The 16,286-nt window shown below is 70.7% G+C and carries 14 protein-coding genes; 3 read left to right on the plus strand and 11 right to left on the minus strand.

The annotated features are described in order from the left end of the window. Window positions 1-4: 4 nt before the first annotated feature. From QBE02_RS05550 to ispG, 8 genes are all read right to left on the minus strand, one after another. A complete protein-coding gene (locus QBE02_RS05550) occupies window positions 5-826 on the minus strand; it encodes an aldo/keto reductase (protein WP_279367455.1) in 822 nt (273 codons plus the stop codon). A gap of 91 nt (window positions 827-917) precedes the next feature. Beyond that, on the minus strand, window positions 918-2,714 hold the full coding sequence (locus QBE02_RS05555; protein ID WP_279367457.1) for a proline--tRNA ligase: 1,797 nt from the start codon (window positions 2,712-2,714) through the stop codon (window positions 918-920). 47 nt (window positions 2,715-2,761) lie between these two features. After that, on the minus strand, window positions 2,762-3,880 hold the full coding sequence (locus QBE02_RS05560; RefSeq protein ID WP_279367458.1) for a hypothetical protein: 1,119 nt from the start codon (window positions 3,878-3,880) through the stop codon (window positions 2,762-2,764). Then, window positions 3,877-4,407, minus strand: a complete 531-nt coding sequence (locus QBE02_RS05565; protein ID WP_279367459.1) for an RNA polymerase sigma factor — start codon at window positions 4,405-4,407, stop codon at window positions 3,877-3,879. The genes QBE02_RS05560 and QBE02_RS05565 overlap by 4 nt, the downstream gene beginning before the upstream one ends. Before the next feature lie 105 nt (window positions 4,408-4,512). Next, window positions 4,513-4,902 carry a type II toxin-antitoxin system VapC family toxin gene (locus QBE02_RS05570; protein ID WP_268103611.1) on the minus strand — a complete coding sequence of 130 codons (390 nt, stop codon included), beginning with the start codon at window positions 4,900-4,902 and terminating at the stop codon, window positions 4,513-4,515. Next, window positions 4,899-5,135, minus strand: coding sequence for a type II toxin-antitoxin system Phd/YefM family antitoxin (locus QBE02_RS05575; RefSeq protein WP_279367460.1), 237 nt, complete (start codon window positions 5,133-5,135; stop codon window positions 4,899-4,901). Before QBE02_RS05575 ends, QBE02_RS05570 begins: the two co-directional genes overlap by 4 nt. Before the next feature lie 55 nt (window positions 5,136-5,190). Next, entirely contained in the window at window positions 5,191-6,378 is a 1,188-nt protein-coding gene (locus QBE02_RS05580; protein ID WP_279367461.1) for a benzoate/H(+) symporter BenE family transporter, read from the minus strand. A 74-nt stretch (window positions 6,379-6,452) separates the two neighbouring features. Then, complete coding sequence (gene ispG / locus QBE02_RS05585; protein ID WP_056228466.1) at window positions 6,453-7,583, minus strand: flavodoxin-dependent (E)-4-hydroxy-3-methylbut-2-enyl-diphosphate synthase; 1,131 nt, start codon at window positions 7,581-7,583, stop codon at window positions 6,453-6,455. A 242-nt stretch (window positions 7,584-7,825) separates the two neighbouring features. Between ispG and QBE02_RS05590 the strand changes: the two genes are divergently transcribed. After that, window positions 7,826-9,805, plus strand: a complete 1,980-nt coding sequence (locus tag QBE02_RS05590) for an anthranilate synthase family protein (RefSeq protein WP_279367462.1) — start codon at window positions 7,826-7,828, stop codon at window positions 9,803-9,805. 144 nt (window positions 9,806-9,949) lie between these two features. On the opposite strand, the gene QBE02_RS05595 is transcribed toward QBE02_RS05590, so the two are convergent. Then, entirely contained in the window at window positions 9,950-11,266 is a 1,317-nt protein-coding gene (locus QBE02_RS05595) for a M50 family metallopeptidase (protein ID WP_279367463.1), read from the minus strand. An 87-nt stretch (window positions 11,267-11,353) separates the two neighbouring features. Here QBE02_RS05595 and QBE02_RS05600 point away from each other — a divergent pair, with 87 nt between their 5' ends. Continuing rightward, the gene (locus QBE02_RS05600; RefSeq protein ID WP_279367464.1) at window positions 11,354-13,018 is read left to right on the plus strand and encodes a Mur ligase family protein; all 1,665 of its coding nucleotides are present in this window, start codon (window positions 11,354-11,356) and stop codon (window positions 13,016-13,018) included. A gap of 210 nt (window positions 13,019-13,228) precedes the next feature. Here the strand turns inward: QBE02_RS05600 and dxr are convergent, their stop codons facing one another. Both dxr and QBE02_RS05610 read right to left on the minus strand, forming a co-directional pair. Next, window positions 13,229-14,311 carry a 1-deoxy-D-xylulose-5-phosphate reductoisomerase gene (dxr, locus tag QBE02_RS05605; protein WP_279367465.1) on the minus strand — a complete coding sequence of 361 codons (1,083 nt, stop codon included), beginning with the start codon at window positions 14,309-14,311 and terminating at the stop codon, window positions 13,229-13,231. Between the two features lie 13 nt (window positions 14,312-14,324). Continuing rightward, window positions 14,325-15,317 (minus strand): FKBP-type peptidyl-prolyl cis-trans isomerase, encoded by a 993-nt coding sequence (locus QBE02_RS05610; RefSeq protein ID WP_279367466.1) that lies wholly within the window; start codon window positions 15,315-15,317, stop codon window positions 14,325-14,327. 204 nt (window positions 15,318-15,521) lie between these two features. On the opposite strand from QBE02_RS05610, the gene QBE02_RS05615 reads away from it, so the two are divergent. Then, window positions 15,522-16,223, plus strand: coding sequence for a lysophospholipid acyltransferase family protein (locus QBE02_RS05615; RefSeq protein WP_279367859.1), 702 nt, complete (start codon window positions 15,522-15,524; stop codon window positions 16,221-16,223). Window positions 16,224-16,286 lie beyond the last annotated feature (63 nt).

Here is a 16,286-nt window from a genome sequence, read left to right on the forward strand (position 1 = left end):
GACCTCAGTCGAGGTCGGGGTTGCGGCCCGTGCGCTCTCCCGTGTCGAGTCCCGCGATGGCCGCGCGGTCGTCGTCGTCGAGGGTGAAGTCGAAGACGTCGCCGTTCTCGCGGATGCGGTCGAGCGACACCGACTTCGGGAACACCACGAGGTCCCGATCCAGGTGCCAGCGGATCACGACCTGGGCCGGCGTCTTGCCGTACTTCTCGGCGATGCCGGCGAGCACCGGCTCGTCGAGCAGGCCGCCGCGCGCGAGCGGCGCCCACGACTCGGTCACGATGCCGTTCGCGGCGTGCCAGTCGACCAGCTCGTTCTGCGGGAAGCGCGGGTGCAGCTCGACCTGATTCACGGCCGGCAGCAGTCCGGTCTCGTCGCGCAGGCGCTCGAGGTGCACGACCGAGAAGTTGCTGACGCCGATCGACGTCGCCCGCCCCTCCTGCTGCAAGCGCTCGAGCGCCTTCCACGTGTCGACGTAGCGGTCGGCGCTCGGGATCGGCCAGTGGATGAGGTACAGGTCGACCCGGTCGAGCCCGAGCTTCGCGGCGCTGGCGTCGAAGGCCCGGAGCGTCTCGTCGAACCCCTGGTCGTCGTTCCAGACCTTGGTGGTGACGAACACCTCGTCGCGCTCGAGGCCCGACGCGCGCAGACCCTCGCCCACCTCCGCTTCGTTGCCGTAGAGCGCGGCCGTGTCGATGTGGCGGTACCCGGCGGCGAGCGCGCCCGCGACGAGGCCGGCGGTGACGTCGGCCGGCACCTTGTACGTGCCGACGCCGAGCTGCGGGATGGTGGAGCCGTCGGACAGGGACAGACGGGGAGCCGAGATCATGGCATCCACGCTACCGACGGAAGCAGCCGCGCGGACGACGAAACGGCACCCCTCCCGGCGGATGCGGGACGGATGCCGTTTCGGTGCGGGATCAGCGCGTGAGCGCCGCCACGGCGTCGTCGACCGACACGGTGTCGCGTTCGCCCGTGCGGCGGTCCCAGAGCTCGACCTGGCCCTCGGCCGCGCCGCGACCGACGATGAGGATGCGCGGGATGCCGACGAGCTCGGCGTCGCCGAACTTCACACCGGGCGAGACCTTGGGGCGGTCGTCGTAGAGCACGTCGAGACCGGCGGCCTCGAGCTGGTCGGAGACGGATGCCGCGAGCTCGAACGCCACCGCGTCGCGGCCGGTCGCGACCACGTGCACGTCGAACGGGGCGACGGACGCGGGCCAGATGAGGCCCTTGTCGTCGTTGTTGAGCTCGGCGATGATCGCGAGGATGCGGGTGACGCCGATGCCGTATGAACCCATCGTGACGGTGGCGAGCTTGCCGTTCTCGTCGAGCACCTTCAACCCCAGGGCCTCGGCGTACTTGCGGCCGAGCTGGAAGACGTGACCGATCTCCATACCGCGGGCCAGTTCCACAGGTCCCGAGCCGTCGGGGGCGGGGTCTCCCGCGCGCACGGTCGAGACCTCGACGAAGCCGTCGCCGACGAAGTCGCGGCCCGCGACGAGCGAGTGCACGTGCTTCTGGTCGATGTTGGCGCCCGTGATCCACGCCGTGCCATCGACCACTCGGGGGTCGAGGTAGTACCGGATCTTCGTCGCCGACTCCTCGCCCAGCACGGCGCCGGTCGGCGACCAGGGGCCGATGTAGCCCTTGACCAGCAGGGGGTTCTTCGCGAAGTCGGCCTCGGTGGCCGCCTCGACCTCCGCGGGGGCGAAGGCGACCTCGACGCGCTTGTCGTCGACGTCGCGGTCACCGGGAAGACCCACGACGACCAGCTCGCGCGTGCCGTCGAGGTGCGTGAGGGCGAGCACGACGTTCTTGAGCGTGTGCGCGGCCGTCCACTGGGTGGCCTCGGCCGTGGCCGGGCCGGCGATGCCGGGAGCCGGGGCGTCGAGGTGCGCGTTCGAGTGGTCGACAAGGGTCGCGATCGTCGGGGTGTTCGGCGAATCGAAGATCACGGCCTCGGGCTGACCCTCGATCGGCAGCGCGTCGGGCACGACGGTCGTGAAGGCCTCGACGTTGGCCGCGTAACCGCCGGCCGAGCGCACGAAGGTGTCCTCGCCGATTGGGGTCGGGTGCAGGAACTCCTCGGACTTCGATCCGCCCATCGCGCCGGCGTCGGCGGCGACGATCACGTACTCGAGACCCAGGCGGGTGAAGATGCGCTCGTAGGCGTCACGCTGAGCCTGGTACGAGGCGTCGAGTCCGGCATCCGTCGCGTCGAACGAGTACGCGTCCTTCATCGTGAACTCGCGGCCGCGCAGGAGGCCGGCGCGGGGACGCGCTTCGTCGCGGTACTTGTCCTGGATCTGGTAGATCGTCAGCGGCAGGTCCTTGTACGACGAGTACAGATCCTTCACCAGGAGAGTGAACATCTCCTCGTGGGTGGGCGCGAGCAGGTAGTCGGCGCCCTTGCGGTCCTGCAGGCGGAACAGCGCCTCGCCGTACTCCTCCCAGCGGCCCGTGACCTCGTACGGCTCGCGGGGCAGCAGAGCCGGGAAGTGAACCTCGAACGCTCCGGCGTTCGCCATCTCCTCGCGGACGACGGCCTCGATCTTGGCCTTGACCTTCAGACCGAGAGGGAGCCACGCGAAGACGCCCGGGGCGTTGCGACGGATGTAACCGGCGCGCACGAGCAGGCGGTGACTCGTGACCTCGGCATCCGAGGGATCTTCGCGGAGCGTGCGGAGGAAGTACTTCGACAGACGGGTGACCACGAGAGACGAGTCTAGGCCGCGAGGGAGGGAGGAATGGATGCCGGGGGTCACCCGAGCGCGCCGATGATGTTCGCGGCGAGCGCGCGCATCTGCTCCTCGGAAAGATCCGTGCCCACCGCCTCGATGATCCCCCCGTCGGCGTCCGCGCGCAGTCGCCCGCCGACCCCGTTCGCCGGTGGGATCCACCACGCGGCTCGGGCCCCGTCGACCTGAACGGGAGTGCCGCCGAACCGCTCCACCTCACTCGGATCCGATTGCAGGCCGGGGGCGATACTGAGCCGCAGCGTGAAATAGTCGGGCTCGTCGTACACGGGAGGGGCGACCGAGCACCAGGCGGCCGCACCGCGAGCGGTGAGGATGTCCCACTCCTGACCCTGCGGCACGTTGTCGGTTCCCACCGGTTCGAGTCCGACACGGCCAAGGGTCTGCTCGACGGCGCCACGGAGACGGTCCTGACAGCCATCGAGATGCCAGGCCGCCGCCGGAAGCGCCCGCTCGATTCCCGGCGAGGCGGCAGCGCGCGACCCCACCGCCGCTACCGCGTCCAACGCCACGGAGGCGCTGCTCGCGTACGCGGACACCCACGCGTCCCCGAAGCGTTCCGAATAGTCGCATGGTCCGCCCTCGCAGACCGGGGCGACGCCGATCCTCGCGCGGACGGCGTCCGGCACGACGGAGTAGGGAAGAACGGTGACGCCCACCGACTGCCACCCCGAGGAGTCCTGCGTCCGCCAGTGGCACGAGACCCCGCCCAGCGATCGAGCGTCCCAGACGGACAGCCCCTCCCACAGACGCATCGGAACACCGACCACCGAAGATGCCGCATCGGCATCGAGCACAGCCGAACAGTCCCCACCGAAGGCGAGAACCGGCGACGAGGAGGTCGGCGTCGGGGTCGGGGTCGGGGTCGGCGCGACAGTCGGCGTCGCCGTCAGCACCGGCTCCGCCGTGGCGGTCGGGCTCGGCGACGGCGTGGTCGCGATCTCGGGCGCGCTCAGCGTCGAGGTCACCGCCACTCCCCCGGCGATCGCGACCACCAGAGCCGCCGCCACGGAGCCCGCGATCCAGGCGTTCCGGTGCGCACCGACGGGCGTGATGTCGTGGGCGCCGCCCACGATGCGGGCGCGCAGGGCCGCGCGCTCGGAGGGCGTCAGTTCGTCGTTCATGCCCGTGCCCCTTCCAGCGCGAGCTCGCCGCGCAATTTCGCTTTAGCGCGGGCGAGCCGCGATTTGACCGTTCCGGCCGGGATGCCGAGAGCCTGAGCGATCTCGCGCTCGGCGTAGCCCTCGAGCACCGACAGAACGACGACCGCCTGCTCCCGTTCGGGCAGACGCTTGAGCGCGGAGAGCACGCCGCTGTCGTCGTGAGTGTCCATCGACACCTGCGCGGCGACGGGAGCCCGATCGAGCAGGGCGCGATAACGCCTGCCCGACCGCTCGAGATTCCGGGCGCTGTGCGCGACGGTCGTCAACAGCCATGGCAGCGGCGACCCCTCGACCAGACGCACCGAGGCGCGTTTGCGCCACAGTTCGAAGAAGGCCACCGTCACGGCATCCTTCGCGTCCTCTCGATTCGTCAGCAGCCGCGAGGCGTGCCGGAACAGCCGCGTCTCGTGCCGATCGAACAGCGCGGCGAGCGCGAGCTCGTCGCCTTGGCGCACCCGGGTCCACAGCCCGGCGTCGTCGTCATCCACACTCTGTAATGTCCATGATCCGTCGATCGGTTCACGACCGACGCGGCAATTTCGGTAACGAAAGGGTGACGGCTCGACTACTCACCTCCCCCGGGCACCCAGGTCTCACCACTGAACGGCGAGGCCCGCCAACCGAGAGAACGCGTCGTCGCTGCTGAGAAGCGTGAGGGACTCCACCATCGCCTGCGCGGCGAGCATCCGGTCGAACGGGTCACGATGATCCCACTGCAGGGATCCAGCGAGGAGCGCGTGGGTCTCATCGATGGGAAGCCTCTCCGCGCCGAGGCGATCCAGATGGCGCGCGTAGCCCCCGACGAGCGCATCGGCGTGCGGGAGCTTGCCGATCCTCTGCTTCGTCGAGATCTCCCACGCCGAGGCGGCGGACACGACGATCGTCGACGACGGGTCAGCGAGGACAGCCGAGGAAGCCGGCCCGAGGCGGGCCGGGGCGGTCAGGGCCCAGAGAAGCGTGTGCGTGTCGAGCAGATACCTCACGCACCGACCTCCCAGGCGGAGAGCTCCTCTTCGGGAAGGGGATCGGCGAACGACTCCGGGATGGCATAGGCCACGAAGCCCAACTCCCGCTCCGCGGGCGGCTCGACAGCGACCAGCCGCGCAGCCGGGGTATCGCCCCGCGCGATGACGACCTCGTCGCCACGTTGCACGGAGGCGATGAGGGCAGACAGGTGCGTCTTCGCGTACTGCACTTTCACTCGCGACGTCTTCATGCGACCAGACTCGCACCCACCTCCGACACTGGTCAACCGCACTTGGTCAATTTGATCAAGCGGCGCGACGCCTTCCGACGTGCAGCACGGCGCGCACGATGAGTCCCGCCAGCAGGGCCCAGAAGGCCGCGCTCACCCCGAACACCGCGATCCCGGATGCCGCCACGAGGAAGGTCACCACGGCCGGCACCCGCTCTCCGGGGTCGTCGATGGCCTGCTGCACGGCGGAGCCGAACGCGCCGAACAGGGCCACCCCGGCCACCGCCGGGATGACGCCGGCGGGGGCGAGCAGCACGATCGCCGCGAACGCCGCCGACAGCGCCCCGAGCACAAGGTATGTCCCCCCGGCCGATACTCCGGCAACCCAGCGCTTCTTCGGGTCGGGGTGGGAGTCGGGGCCCGCCGCGATCGCCGCGCTGATGGCACCGAGGTTCATCGCGTGTCCGCCGAAGGTCGCGGCGGCCGCCGAGCCGAGGCCGGTGACGAGCATCGCGGGGCGCCACGGGATCGTGTAGCCGAGGCTCCGCATGACGGCCACGCCGGGTACGTTCTGCGACGCCATCGTCACCACGAACAGGGGTAACGCGATCCCGACGACCGCGCCGACCGTGAGTGCGGGGGTGGCGAACTCCAGCCGGGGCAGGAGCGAGGCGGCATCCGCGTTCACCCCCGTGCGGGTGAGCTCCACCGCGACCACCGCGATTGCCGCGACGAAGGCGAGCGGCACGGCCCATCGGGGAAGCAGACGGGATGCCACGAGCCACACGATCAGCACGGGCGCCACGCCCCACGGGTCGTCGACGAGCCCGACGAACGGCGCGACGCACAACGGCAGCAGCACGCCGGCGAGCATCGCCTGCGCGATCGAGGGAGGGATGCGGGCGATCAGCGCGCCGAGCGGCGGGAACAGGGCCGTGCACAGGATCAGTGCCGCGCAGACGAGGAAGCCCCCCACGACCGCGGGCCAGCCGCCGTCGACGGCGCCGGTCGCCGCGAGCAGCGCGACGCCGGGCGTCGACCAGGCGACGGTGATCGGGATGCGGTAGCGACCGGCCAGCACGATGCAGCCCACCCCGACGACGAGGGTGATGGCGAGCAGTCCGCTCGCCGCCTGCGCGGGCGTCGCACCCACCGCCCGCAGGCCCGTGAGGACCACCGCGAAGGTGCTGGTGAAGCCGACGAGGGCCGTGACCACGCCGGCGATGAGCGGGCGGGCGAGGGAGGCGCGTGCAGTGTCGGTCATGAGACTTCCGACGCTATCGGAACAAAAGCCGACTGCCGACGCTCAGATGAGCGCCGAGCGGATCGGGTACGCGGTCAGGCGGTGATGACCTGCGCGGTACCGGTGGCGGCGTCGGGGCCCATCTCGGCCGCGAGGCGGTTCGCCTCGGCGATCAGCGTCGCCACGATCTCGCTCTCGGGCACGGTCTTGACGACCTCGCCCTTCACGAAGATCTGACCCTTGCCGTTACCCGAGGCGACACCCAGGTCGGCGTCGCGCGCCTCACCGGGTCCGTTGACGACGCAGCCCATGACGGCCACGCGCAGCGGGACGGTCATGTCCTTCAGGCCCTCGGTCACGTCGTCGGCGAGCGTGTACACGTCGACCTGCGCGCGACCGCACGAGGGGCACGAGACGATCTCGAGCTTGCGTTCGCGCAGGTTCAGCGACTGCAGGATCTGGTGGCCGACCTTGACCTCTTCGGCCGGAGGGGCCGAGAGCGACACGCGGATGGTGTCGCCGATGCCCTCCGACAGCAGGATGCCGAACGCCGTGGCGCTCTTGATCGTGCCCTGGAACGCGGGTCCGGCCTCGGTCACGCCGAGGTGCAGGGGCCAGTCGCCCCGCTCGGCGAGCAGACGGTAGGCCTTCACCATGACGATCGGGTCGTTGTGTTTGACCGAGATCTTGAAGTCGTGGAAGTCGTGCTCCTCGAACAGCGAGGCCTCCCACACGGCGCTCTCGACGAGTGCTTCGGGGGTGGCCTTGCCGTACTTCTCGAGCAGGCGGCGATCGAGCGATCCGGCGTTGACGCCGATGCGCAGCGAGACGCCGGCGTCTTTCGCGGCCTTGGCGATCGCGCCGACCTGGTCGTCGAACTTGCGGATGTTGCCCGGGTTCACGCGCACCGCGCCGCACCCGGCGTCGATCGCCTGGAAGACGTACTTCGGCTGGAAGTGGATGTCGGCGATGACCGGGATCTGGCTCTTCTTCGCGATGATGTGCAGCACGTCGGCGTCGTCCTGCGACGGCACGGCGACGCGCACGATCTCGCATCCGGATGCCGTGAGCTCGGCGATCTGCTGCAGCGTGGCGTTGATGTTGGTGGTGGGCGTCGTGGTCATCGACTGGACGCTGACGGGAGCGTCGCCACCGACGAGCACCTTGCCGACCCGGATCTGGCGGGTCTTGCGACGGGGCGCGAGGGTCTCCGGCACGCGGGGCATTCCGAGGTTCACAGCAGGCACGGGCTCAGCCTACGCCGCCCTCACCGCACGGCGCCTGAACCGGTGCCGAAAGGCTGCTGTGGTAGGTTCGGCGCCATGCGCGCTCACACATCCTGGTGGCCCACCGTTTAGGCGGTGCGCACGCATGCAACAGACCGCCCTCCCCCTGGGGAATCCGGCGGTCTTCGTGTTTTCGGCGGCCGCGACGGAACCTCGCTCAGCACAGACGGAAAGACATCTCGATGACCGGGCTCGACCCCTCTCCCCTGCTCTCGGACCTCGCCGCAGGTTCCGCCCCCTTCGCCCTCATCGCCCGTGACGGGGCGACCGTCGAGGTCCTCACCGGAGACGTCGTCGACGTCGAGCTCCTCGCCGACATCCCGTTGACGGATGCCGACGGCGTCGCCCGCGAGGTGCTCGCGCTCGTCCCGTACCGACAGGTGCGCGAGCGCGGCTTCGTCTGCCACGACGACGGGGCCCCGCTGCGCTGTCTGGTGATCGGCGACCGCGTGTCCCTGCCGCGGGCCGAGGCCATGGCATCCCTCCCCTCCTCCCCCGTGCCGTTGGCGGACGCCGGCTTCGACATCAGCGACGAGGACTACGCCCGCATCGTGCGCCGCGTGATCGCCGACGAGATCGGCCGCGGCGAGGGGGCGAACTTCGTGATCCGTCGCGACTTCGTCGCCGGCGTCGACGTCGACCCCCGGATCGCCGCTCTGACGTGGTTCCGCGCGCTGCTCGAGCACGAGAAGGGCGCGTACTGGACGTTCGCTGTCGTCACCGACGATCACATCGCGGTGGGCGCGAGCCCCGAGGCGCACGTCAGCGCGAAGGACGGCGTCGTCACGATGAACCCCATCTCGGGCACCTTCCGCCACCCCGCCGGCGGCGCGACCGCCGAGACCCTCGCGGAGTTCCTGCGCTCGACCAAAGAGACCGAAGAGCTCTTCATGGTCGTCGACGAAGAGCTGAAGATGATGAGCGCCGTCTGCAGCGACGGCGGTCGGATCACCGGGCCGCACCTCAAAGAGATGTCACGGCTCACGCACACCGAGTACATGCTGCGAGGCTCGAGCGACCTCGACCCCCGCGACATCCTGCGCGAGACGATGTTCGCCCCCACCGTGACCGGCTCGCCCATGCAGAACGCGTGCACGGTGATCGCCCGCCACGAGACCGTCCCCCGCGGGTACTACTCCGGTGTCGCGGCGCTGTTCACCCCGAACGGCTCGACCGAGGGCCCCACGCACGACCTCGACGCGCCGATCCTCATCCGCACGGCGTACCTGGTCGACGGGCGACTGCGCGTCCCCGTGGGCGCGACCCTCGTGCGCCACTCCGATCCCGACGGCGAGGTGGGCGAGACCCACGGAAAGGCGGCGGGCGTGCTCGGCGCCATCGGAGCGATCCCCCGGGACGCTCCCGCCGTTCCGGCCGACGCCGACCCCGACGCTCCGGCCGCGGCCCGCCGGCCGTTGGCCGAAGACCCCGCGATCGCCGAACTGCTGACCTCGCGCAACGACCGTCTCGCACCGTTCTGGATGAACCCGCAGGACCCCGACGGATCGGGCCCCTTCGCAGGCCGTACGGCGCTGGTGGTGGATGCCGAGGACCGCTTCACCACGATGCTCGCGCATCAGCTGCGTCACCTGGGCCTGGACACCCGCATCGTGCCGTGGTCGGAAGCGACGGACGACGAGATCGACGCCGCCGACCTGGTCGTCTCGGGTCCCGGGCCCGGCGACCCGCGCGACGACAGCCCCCGCATGACGGCGATGCGGCGAGTGGTCTCGCGGCGGCTCTTCCGCCACGCTCCGCTCCTCGCGGTGTGTCTGAGCCATCAGATCCTCGCCGACCAGCTCGGCATCGACCTCGCCCCTCTCGCACAGCCGCACCAGGGCCTGCAGAAGAGCGTCGACGTGTTCGGCGAGAGCGCCTCGATCGGTTTCTACAACACGTTCACGGCACGCGTGGCCCCGGGTACGACCGAGCGGGGGATCGTCGTCGAATCGATCACCGCGAACGGAGAAGCGACGAGCGCCGCGCTCCCCCTGAATAAGGGGCGCATCGACATCCCCGCGGAGGTCGCGGCCGATCCCGAAACCGGCGACGTCTACGCCCTGCACGGGCCCGGATTCGCGAGCGTGCAGGGTCACCTCGAGTCGATCCTGTCGCGCGACGGCATGCGCACGCTGGAGCGCTTGATCGCCCACGCGCTCTGACCCGCGCTTTCGGACGCGCTCGGGAACCTCTTCGTCAAGGCGGCGGAGCCTGAACCGAGGTGGCTGAGCGTGTCGAAGTCACCGGCCCTCGCGGACCCCGGACCCTTCGTCATGCTCAGGGACCTTCGAACCGCGAGCGCGCGCCTAGAGCAGCTGCACCGGGTTGAAGATGTCCGCGAGGAACAGCACACCGCCGGTTGCGACCAGAAGCACCACGACGACGAACGTCACGGGCACGAGCTTCGTGGCATCCACCGGCCGGGCGACTTTGCCGCGCAGGCGCGCGATCTGCCTCTTGATGCCGTCCCACAGCGCGACCACGACATGGCCGCCGTCGAGCGGGAGCAGCGGGATGAGGTTGAAGACGAAGAGGGCGATGTTCAACCCGCCCAGCAGGGAGATCATCACCTGCACGCGGTCGAGGATCGGCGCGTCGACGGCGGCGATGTCTCCCGCGAGACGGCCCGCCCCCACCACGCTCATGGGGCTGTTCGCGTCGCGGGGCTGGCCGCTGAGGGTGTCGACGGCGACCTCGTAGATGCGCACGGGGAACTGCGACACGATCTGCGCGACCGAGCCGATGTACCGGCCCGTCGCCTGAAGGCTCGTCCCGATCGGCTGGCGGACGAGGGCGCTCTGCGGGCTGATCCCGGCGAAACCGACCGTCTGGTACTCGGTCGCACCCGACGCGTCGATCACGGGCCGGCCGTTCGCATCGGTGACGGCCTTGTCGGTCGTCGCGGGGGTGAACTGCACGGTGCGCTGCGCGCCGTCGCGGTCGATGACCACCGACAGCTGCTGCCCGGGCGAGCGCTGGATGATCGCCGCGGCCTCGGCGAACGTCGACACCGGCGTGCCGTCGATCGAGATGAACTCGTCCCCGGGCTGGATGCCCGCGGCGGCCGCGGGAGCGACGGGATCGCTCGGGGTGCAGTCGGTGCGGTTCTGGCTCGCGGGGATGACGCACTGCGAGACGGAGGCGACGGTCGTCGTACCCTGCTGGATGCCGATGCCGCTGAGGGCGATCGTGAAGAGCACGACGGCGAGGACGAGGTTCATCACGGGGCCGCCGAGCATCACGATGATCCGCTTGTAGACGGGCAGTTTGTAGAACACGCGGTCGTCGGAGGCGATGAGGGTCTCGGCGTTGGCGTCGCGGGCGTCCTGGATCATCGTCGCGAAGAAGCGCGAGCGCTTGGTGCCGGGCTTGGCGTCGTCGGGAGCCGGCGGGTACATGCCCGCCATCGAGATGAAGCCGCCCAGCGGCAGGGCCTTGAATCCGTACTCCGTCTCGCCGATCCGCTTGGACCAGAGCGTCGGACCGAAGCCGATCATGTACTGGCCGACGCGCACGCCGAAGAGCTTGGCGGGCAGCAGATGCCCGACTTCGTGCAGCGCGATCGAGACGGCCAGGCCGAGCACGAGCACGATGACGCCGATGAGGAACGCGATCGCAGTCACCCGCCGACGATACCGCCGGACGCCTTTGAACCGCCCGTGCGGCTGCGATGCGGTGCCTGTGCGACGCCGGATGAGAGAATGGTCCCGATGCCCTCCGACGCCCCCTCGAACCTGCCGCCCGTCCTCCGACCGGAGAACCCGCCGCGACGCGACCTCGCCGAACTCGCCCGACGCTACGGCGTGCGCACCGTCGGAGACGTCGACGGCACGACTCTCACCGGCATCACGCTGGCCACCGCCGACCTGCGCGCCGGAGAGGCCTTCGTCGCCATCCGCGGCGTCAACCGGCACGGTGCGGAGTTCGCGCCCACCGCCGCCGCACGCGGTGCGGTCGCCGTCATCACCGACGCCGCGGGCGCCGAGATCGCCGGTCCCGCGGGTCTTCCGATCGTCGTCGTGGACGATCCCCGCGCGCTCCTCGGCGAGCTCTCTGCGTGGGTCTACGGCACCGGTCCCCACGACCAGCTCCCCCAGCTGCTGGCCACCACGGGCACCAACGGCAAGACCAGCGTCTCGCACCTGCTCGAGGGGATCCTCGACCAGCTCGGCGTCGTGACCGGGCTGTCGTCCACCGCGGAGCGGCACATCGCGGGCGAGGTGATCGTCTCGCGCCTGACCACCCCCGAAGCCTCCGAGTTCCACGCCCTCCTCGCGCTCATGCGCGAACGCGGCGTGCAGGCGGTCGCGGTCGAGGTGAGCGCCCAGGCGCTGACCCGTCACCGCGTCGACGGACTGGTGTTCGACGTCGCGGGGTTCACCAACCTCACGCACGACCACCTCGACGACTACGCGGACATGCGCGAGTACTTCGAGGCGAAGCTCCCCCTCTTCCGCCCCGACCGCGCCCGCCGCGGTGTCGTCTGCCTCGATTCGGCGCCCGGCGCCGAGATCGCCGCTCGCGCGGAGATCCCGGTCGTGACCATCGCGACCCCCGCCATCAGCGAAGACACCGCCGCCGCGGCATCCGCCGATTGGACCGTCGACATCGTCGACGAACGCCAGGAGGGCACCGAGTTCACCCTGAGCGACGGCAAGGGTCGCTCGTTGACCACCGTCGTCCCGGTGATCGGCCGCCACATGGCCGCCAACGCCGGTCTCGCGATCGTCATGCTCCTCGAGGTCGGCTACACCTGGGAGCACCTCTACAGCACCCTCGACGGCTCGCGAATCGAGGCCTCGCTGCCCGGCCGCACGCAGCTCGTCTCGGGGGCCGAGGGCCCCGCGGTCTACGTCGACTTCGGTCACTCCCCCGACGCGTTCGAGAAGACGCTCGCCGCGGTCCGCCGGGTGACCCCGGGCAAGGTCGTCATGGTGTTCGGCGCCGACGGCGACCGCGACGCCACCAAGCGCCACGACATGGGCCGCACGGCGGTCGAGGGCAGCGACATCCTCGTCGTCACCGACCACCACCCCCGTCACGAGAACCCCGACACGATCCGCGAGGTCCTCGTCGAGGGGGCGCGCTGGGCGCGACCGGATGCCGAGATCCTCGAGTTCACGCCGCCCGAGCGCGCGATCCTCGAGGCCGTGAAGCTCGTCGGCGAGGGCGACGCGATCCTCTGGGCCGGCCCCGGTCACCAGGACTACCGCGACATCCGCGGGGTGCGCACGCCCTACTCGGCGCGCGAGCTGTCGCGTCGCGCCCTGCGCGCGGCCGGGTGGCCCGTGCCCGACCCGCAGTGGCCCGTGCCCTACCCGACCGACAGCACCCCGTCGTCCGACCCCGAGCGTCCGGTGGAGTTCCCGGCCTGAGGCGCAGGTAACGCGGCATCCCGTCCCCCTGGCCCGGCTCAGGGGCCCTCCAGACGAGGACGGTGAGCCGCAGGGCTTGACCCTCGGGGACCTTCCCCTACGAGGGCCGAGCCCGCCGGGGTCAGCGCACGCGCGGGCCCCTTCGATAGGCTTGGGGACCTCTCCCATCACGAGGGGGCTGAGCTCGTCGAACCCGACGCCCGGCCCGCCTCAGCGCGCGGCGATGAGCGCGTCTGCCGTGCGACGCGCCCAGGCCTCGGCCTCGGCGAGGGACTCGCGGGTGAGCGTCGTGGGCGGCTCGTGGCGGTCGACCACGCGTTCGATCAGTTCGACGATCTCGAGGAAACCCAACCGTCCCTCGTGGAACGCGTCGACGGCCTGTTCGTTGGCGGCGTTGAAGACGGCGGGGTAGGTCGCCCCGGCCCGTCCGACCTGTTTCGCGAGGGCCACCGAGCCGAAGGCCTCCTCGTCGAGCGGCTCGAACGTCCACTCCGAGGCGCGGGTCCAGTCGAGCGGGGTCCCGACACCCGAGATCCGGTTCGGCCAGTCGAGCCCCAGCGAGATGGGGAGCCGCATGTCGGGCGGCGACGCCTGGGCGATGGTCGAGCCGTCGACGAACTCCACCATGGAGTGCACGATCGACTGCGGGTGGACGGTCACGGCGATGCGGTCGTACGGCACGTCGAAGAGCAGGTGCGCTTCAATCACCTCGAGGCCCTTGTTGACGAGGGTGGCCGAGTTCGTCGTGACGACGCGCCCCATGTCCCACGTCGGGTGAGCGAGGGCTTCGGCGGGGGTGACGTTCTGCAGCTCGTCCCGCGAGCGCCCACGGAAAGGGCCTCCGGATGCCGTCAGCACGAGCCGACGCACCTCGCCGGCGTGACCGGATCGCAGCGCCTGCGCGATCGCCGAGTGCTCGGAGTCGACGGGCACGATCTGCCCCGGCGCGGCGAGGGCGGTGACGAGGTCGCCGCCGACGATCAACGACTCCTTGTTGGCGAGCGCGAGGGTGCGCCCCGCTTCGAGCGCGGCGATCGTGGGGCCGAGCCCGACCGATCCGGTGATGCCGTTCAGCACCACGTCGGCCTCGACGTCGCGGACGAGCTGCTCCGCCTCCATCGCGCCGAGGGCCGTGTGCTCGACGCCGAACGCCGCGGCCTGCGACTCGACGCCGGCGCGATCGGTGCCGGCGGCGAGTCCGACGACCTCGAACCGGTCGGCGTTGTTCGCGATGACGTCGAGCGCCTGCGTCCCGATCGAACCGGTGGAACCGAGGATGAGGACGCGGCGCATTCCCTCAGCCTACTTAGCCCGCCATGTCGGCGTGCTGGACCCCGAGGATGTCGACGACGAAGAACAGGGTCGAGTTCGCGGGGATGTCGCCCTGGGCCTTGTCGCCGTAGCCCGCGGCGGGCGGGATGACGACGACGACCTGCGAGCCGACCGTCTGCCCCTCGAGCGCCTGGCGGAACCCGTCGACGACCTGGTTGGTGACGAACTGGGCCGGGGTCCCGCGCTGCCAGCTGGAGTCGAAGACCTGACCGCTGTCGTAGAGCGCGCCCGTGTACTGCACGATGACCTGATCACCCGGGTTGACGACCTCGCCCGCGCCCTGGCGCAGGTTCTCGATGCGGACCTCGGTGGGCGCCGGAGCCGTCGGCTGGGGCAGCATCTGCTTGCCGTCGGCGTTGGTCGTGGTGGTGGGGGCGCCGTTGTCGTCGAACGTCACCGCGGGCATGCCGTCGACGGGAGCGACCTCGGTGCCCTCGGCGCGGGTCGGCAGCTCGGAGATGGAGTCGGCGACGAGCACGAAAGCGGGCGAGCCCTCGCCGAGTGTGCCGGCGGGGAACGACGAGACGGTGCGCGATCCGAGGGGGGCGCACTCGAGGGCGGCGCCGAAGATCTGCTGCGGCGAGATGAGCGTGTCCATGCCGTTCGCCTCGGTGTCGAGCGTCTGGAGCTGGACGGCGCCGGAAGCGGTGTCGATCAGCGTGAAGTTCGCCTTGAGGACGTCGCCGGCCTTCACCTGCTGGCCCGTGCCCTCGACGAGGGTCGTGCGCTGCAGGGCGGTGGGGTTGTACCCGTCGGGGAGGGTGACACTGACCTTCGACTGGAAGTCTCCCGACACGACGAGACCGTCGGGGGCCGGGGCGTCGGCGAGCGCGCTCTGGCACTGTCCCGCGTCGGCCGAGCCGCTCGCGTCGGGCGTCGACGCCTCGTCGGGCGAACCGGAGCATCCGGCCAGCAGCAGGGCCGCGGCGGCGACGACGGACAGGGAAGCGATCGGGCGGAAGCGCACGGGTGACCTCTCGAAGCAAGACAGGAAGACCCCATCCTCGCGCATTCGGCTTTGCCGCGGCTGGGAGGCCGGTGCGCGTCCTCGCTCGCGCGCGTTCGTCGTGTACACGCGCGCACCATGCACGCCCGGGCATGCGGCGGCGAGTAGCCTCGACGGGTGAGTTCCGACCTGCCCGCCGAGACCCCCGTGACCGTGCCGGAGCAGATGGGCGCGACCTACCGCCTCGGACGTCTCCTCATCGCCCCCCTGGCGCGCGCCGTGTACCGCCCGCGCATCGAGGGGCGCGAGAACGTTCCGCGCACCGGCCCCGTCATCTTCGCGAGCAACCACCTGTCGTTCATCGACTCCATCGCCATCCCGGTCGCCGCTCCCCGCCCGGTGCACTTCATGGCGAAGTCGGCCTACTTCGAGAAGTGGGCGTCGCGCCAGTTCTTCACGGCGATCGGCGCCATCCCGGTCGAGCGCGGCGCGGGCCAGAAGGCGCTCGAGGCCCTCGACCAGCAGCGCGCCCTGCTCGAGGACGGCCGCGCCGTCGCGCTCTACCCCGAGGGCACGCGATCGCTCGACGGTCGCCTGTACAAGGGCCGGACCGGGGTCGCCTTTCTCGCCCTGCAGACCGGAGCGCCGGTCGTGCCGGTGGGTCTCATCGGCACCGACAAGGTCATGCCGGTGGGCGCGAAGATCCCCACAACCAAGGAGCGCATCACGGTGCGTTTCGGCGCCCCCCTCGATCTCTCCCCGCACGGGGCCGCTTCCTCGGGCCGCGCGCGCCGTGGCGCCACCGACGAGATCATGGCCGCGATCCACGGCTTGAGCGAGCAGGAGCTCGCGAACGCCTACAACGAGGCCCCGGCGCAGAACCCGATCGAGCGCATCAAGCAGGTCCTCCCCCACGAGCGGCTCTGAGCGCCCGAGTCTCACCGGCTTTTCCTCCTTGACGGAACGGCGACCTGCGAGCAGGGTCGAAAC

It is taken from the genome of Microbacterium testaceum (assembly GCF_029761935.1).
GTDB lineage: Bacteria > Actinomycetota > Actinomycetes > Actinomycetales > Microbacteriaceae > Microbacterium > Microbacterium testaceum_A.

Bases quoted from the DNA above. Each gene is read 5' to 3' on its own strand.
- QBE02_RS05550 (WP_279367455.1), bottom strand. From the start codon at position 826: ATGATCTCGGCTCCCCGTCTGTCCCTGTCCGACGGCTCCACCATCCCG.
- QBE02_RS05560 (WP_279367458.1), bottom strand. From the start codon at position 3,880: ATGAACGACGAACTGACGCCCTCCGAGCGCGCGGCCCTGCGCGCCCGC.
- QBE02_RS05575 (WP_279367460.1), bottom strand. From the start codon at position 5,135: ATGAAGACGTCGCGAGTGAAAGTGCAGTACGCGAAGACGCACCTGTCT.
- QBE02_RS05580 (WP_279367461.1), bottom strand. From the start codon at position 6,378: ATGACCGACACTGCACGCGCCTCCCTCGCCCGCCCGCTCATCGCCGGC.
- ispG (WP_056228466.1), bottom strand. From the start codon at position 7,583: ATGCCCCGCGTGCCGGAGACCCTCGCGCCCCGTCGCAAGACCCGCCAG.
- QBE02_RS05590 (WP_279367462.1), top strand. From the start codon at position 7,826: ATGACCGGGCTCGACCCCTCTCCCCTGCTCTCGGACCTCGCCGCAGGT.
- QBE02_RS05600 (WP_279367464.1), top strand. From the start codon at position 11,354: ATGCCCTCCGACGCCCCCTCGAACCTGCCGCCCGTCCTCCGACCGGAG.
- dxr (WP_279367465.1), bottom strand. From the start codon at position 14,311: ATGCGCCGCGTCCTCATCCTCGGTTCCACCGGTTCGATCGGGACGCAG.
- QBE02_RS05615 (WP_279367859.1), top strand. From the start codon at position 15,522: ATGGGCGCGACCTACCGCCTCGGACGTCTCCTCATCGCCCCCCTGGCG.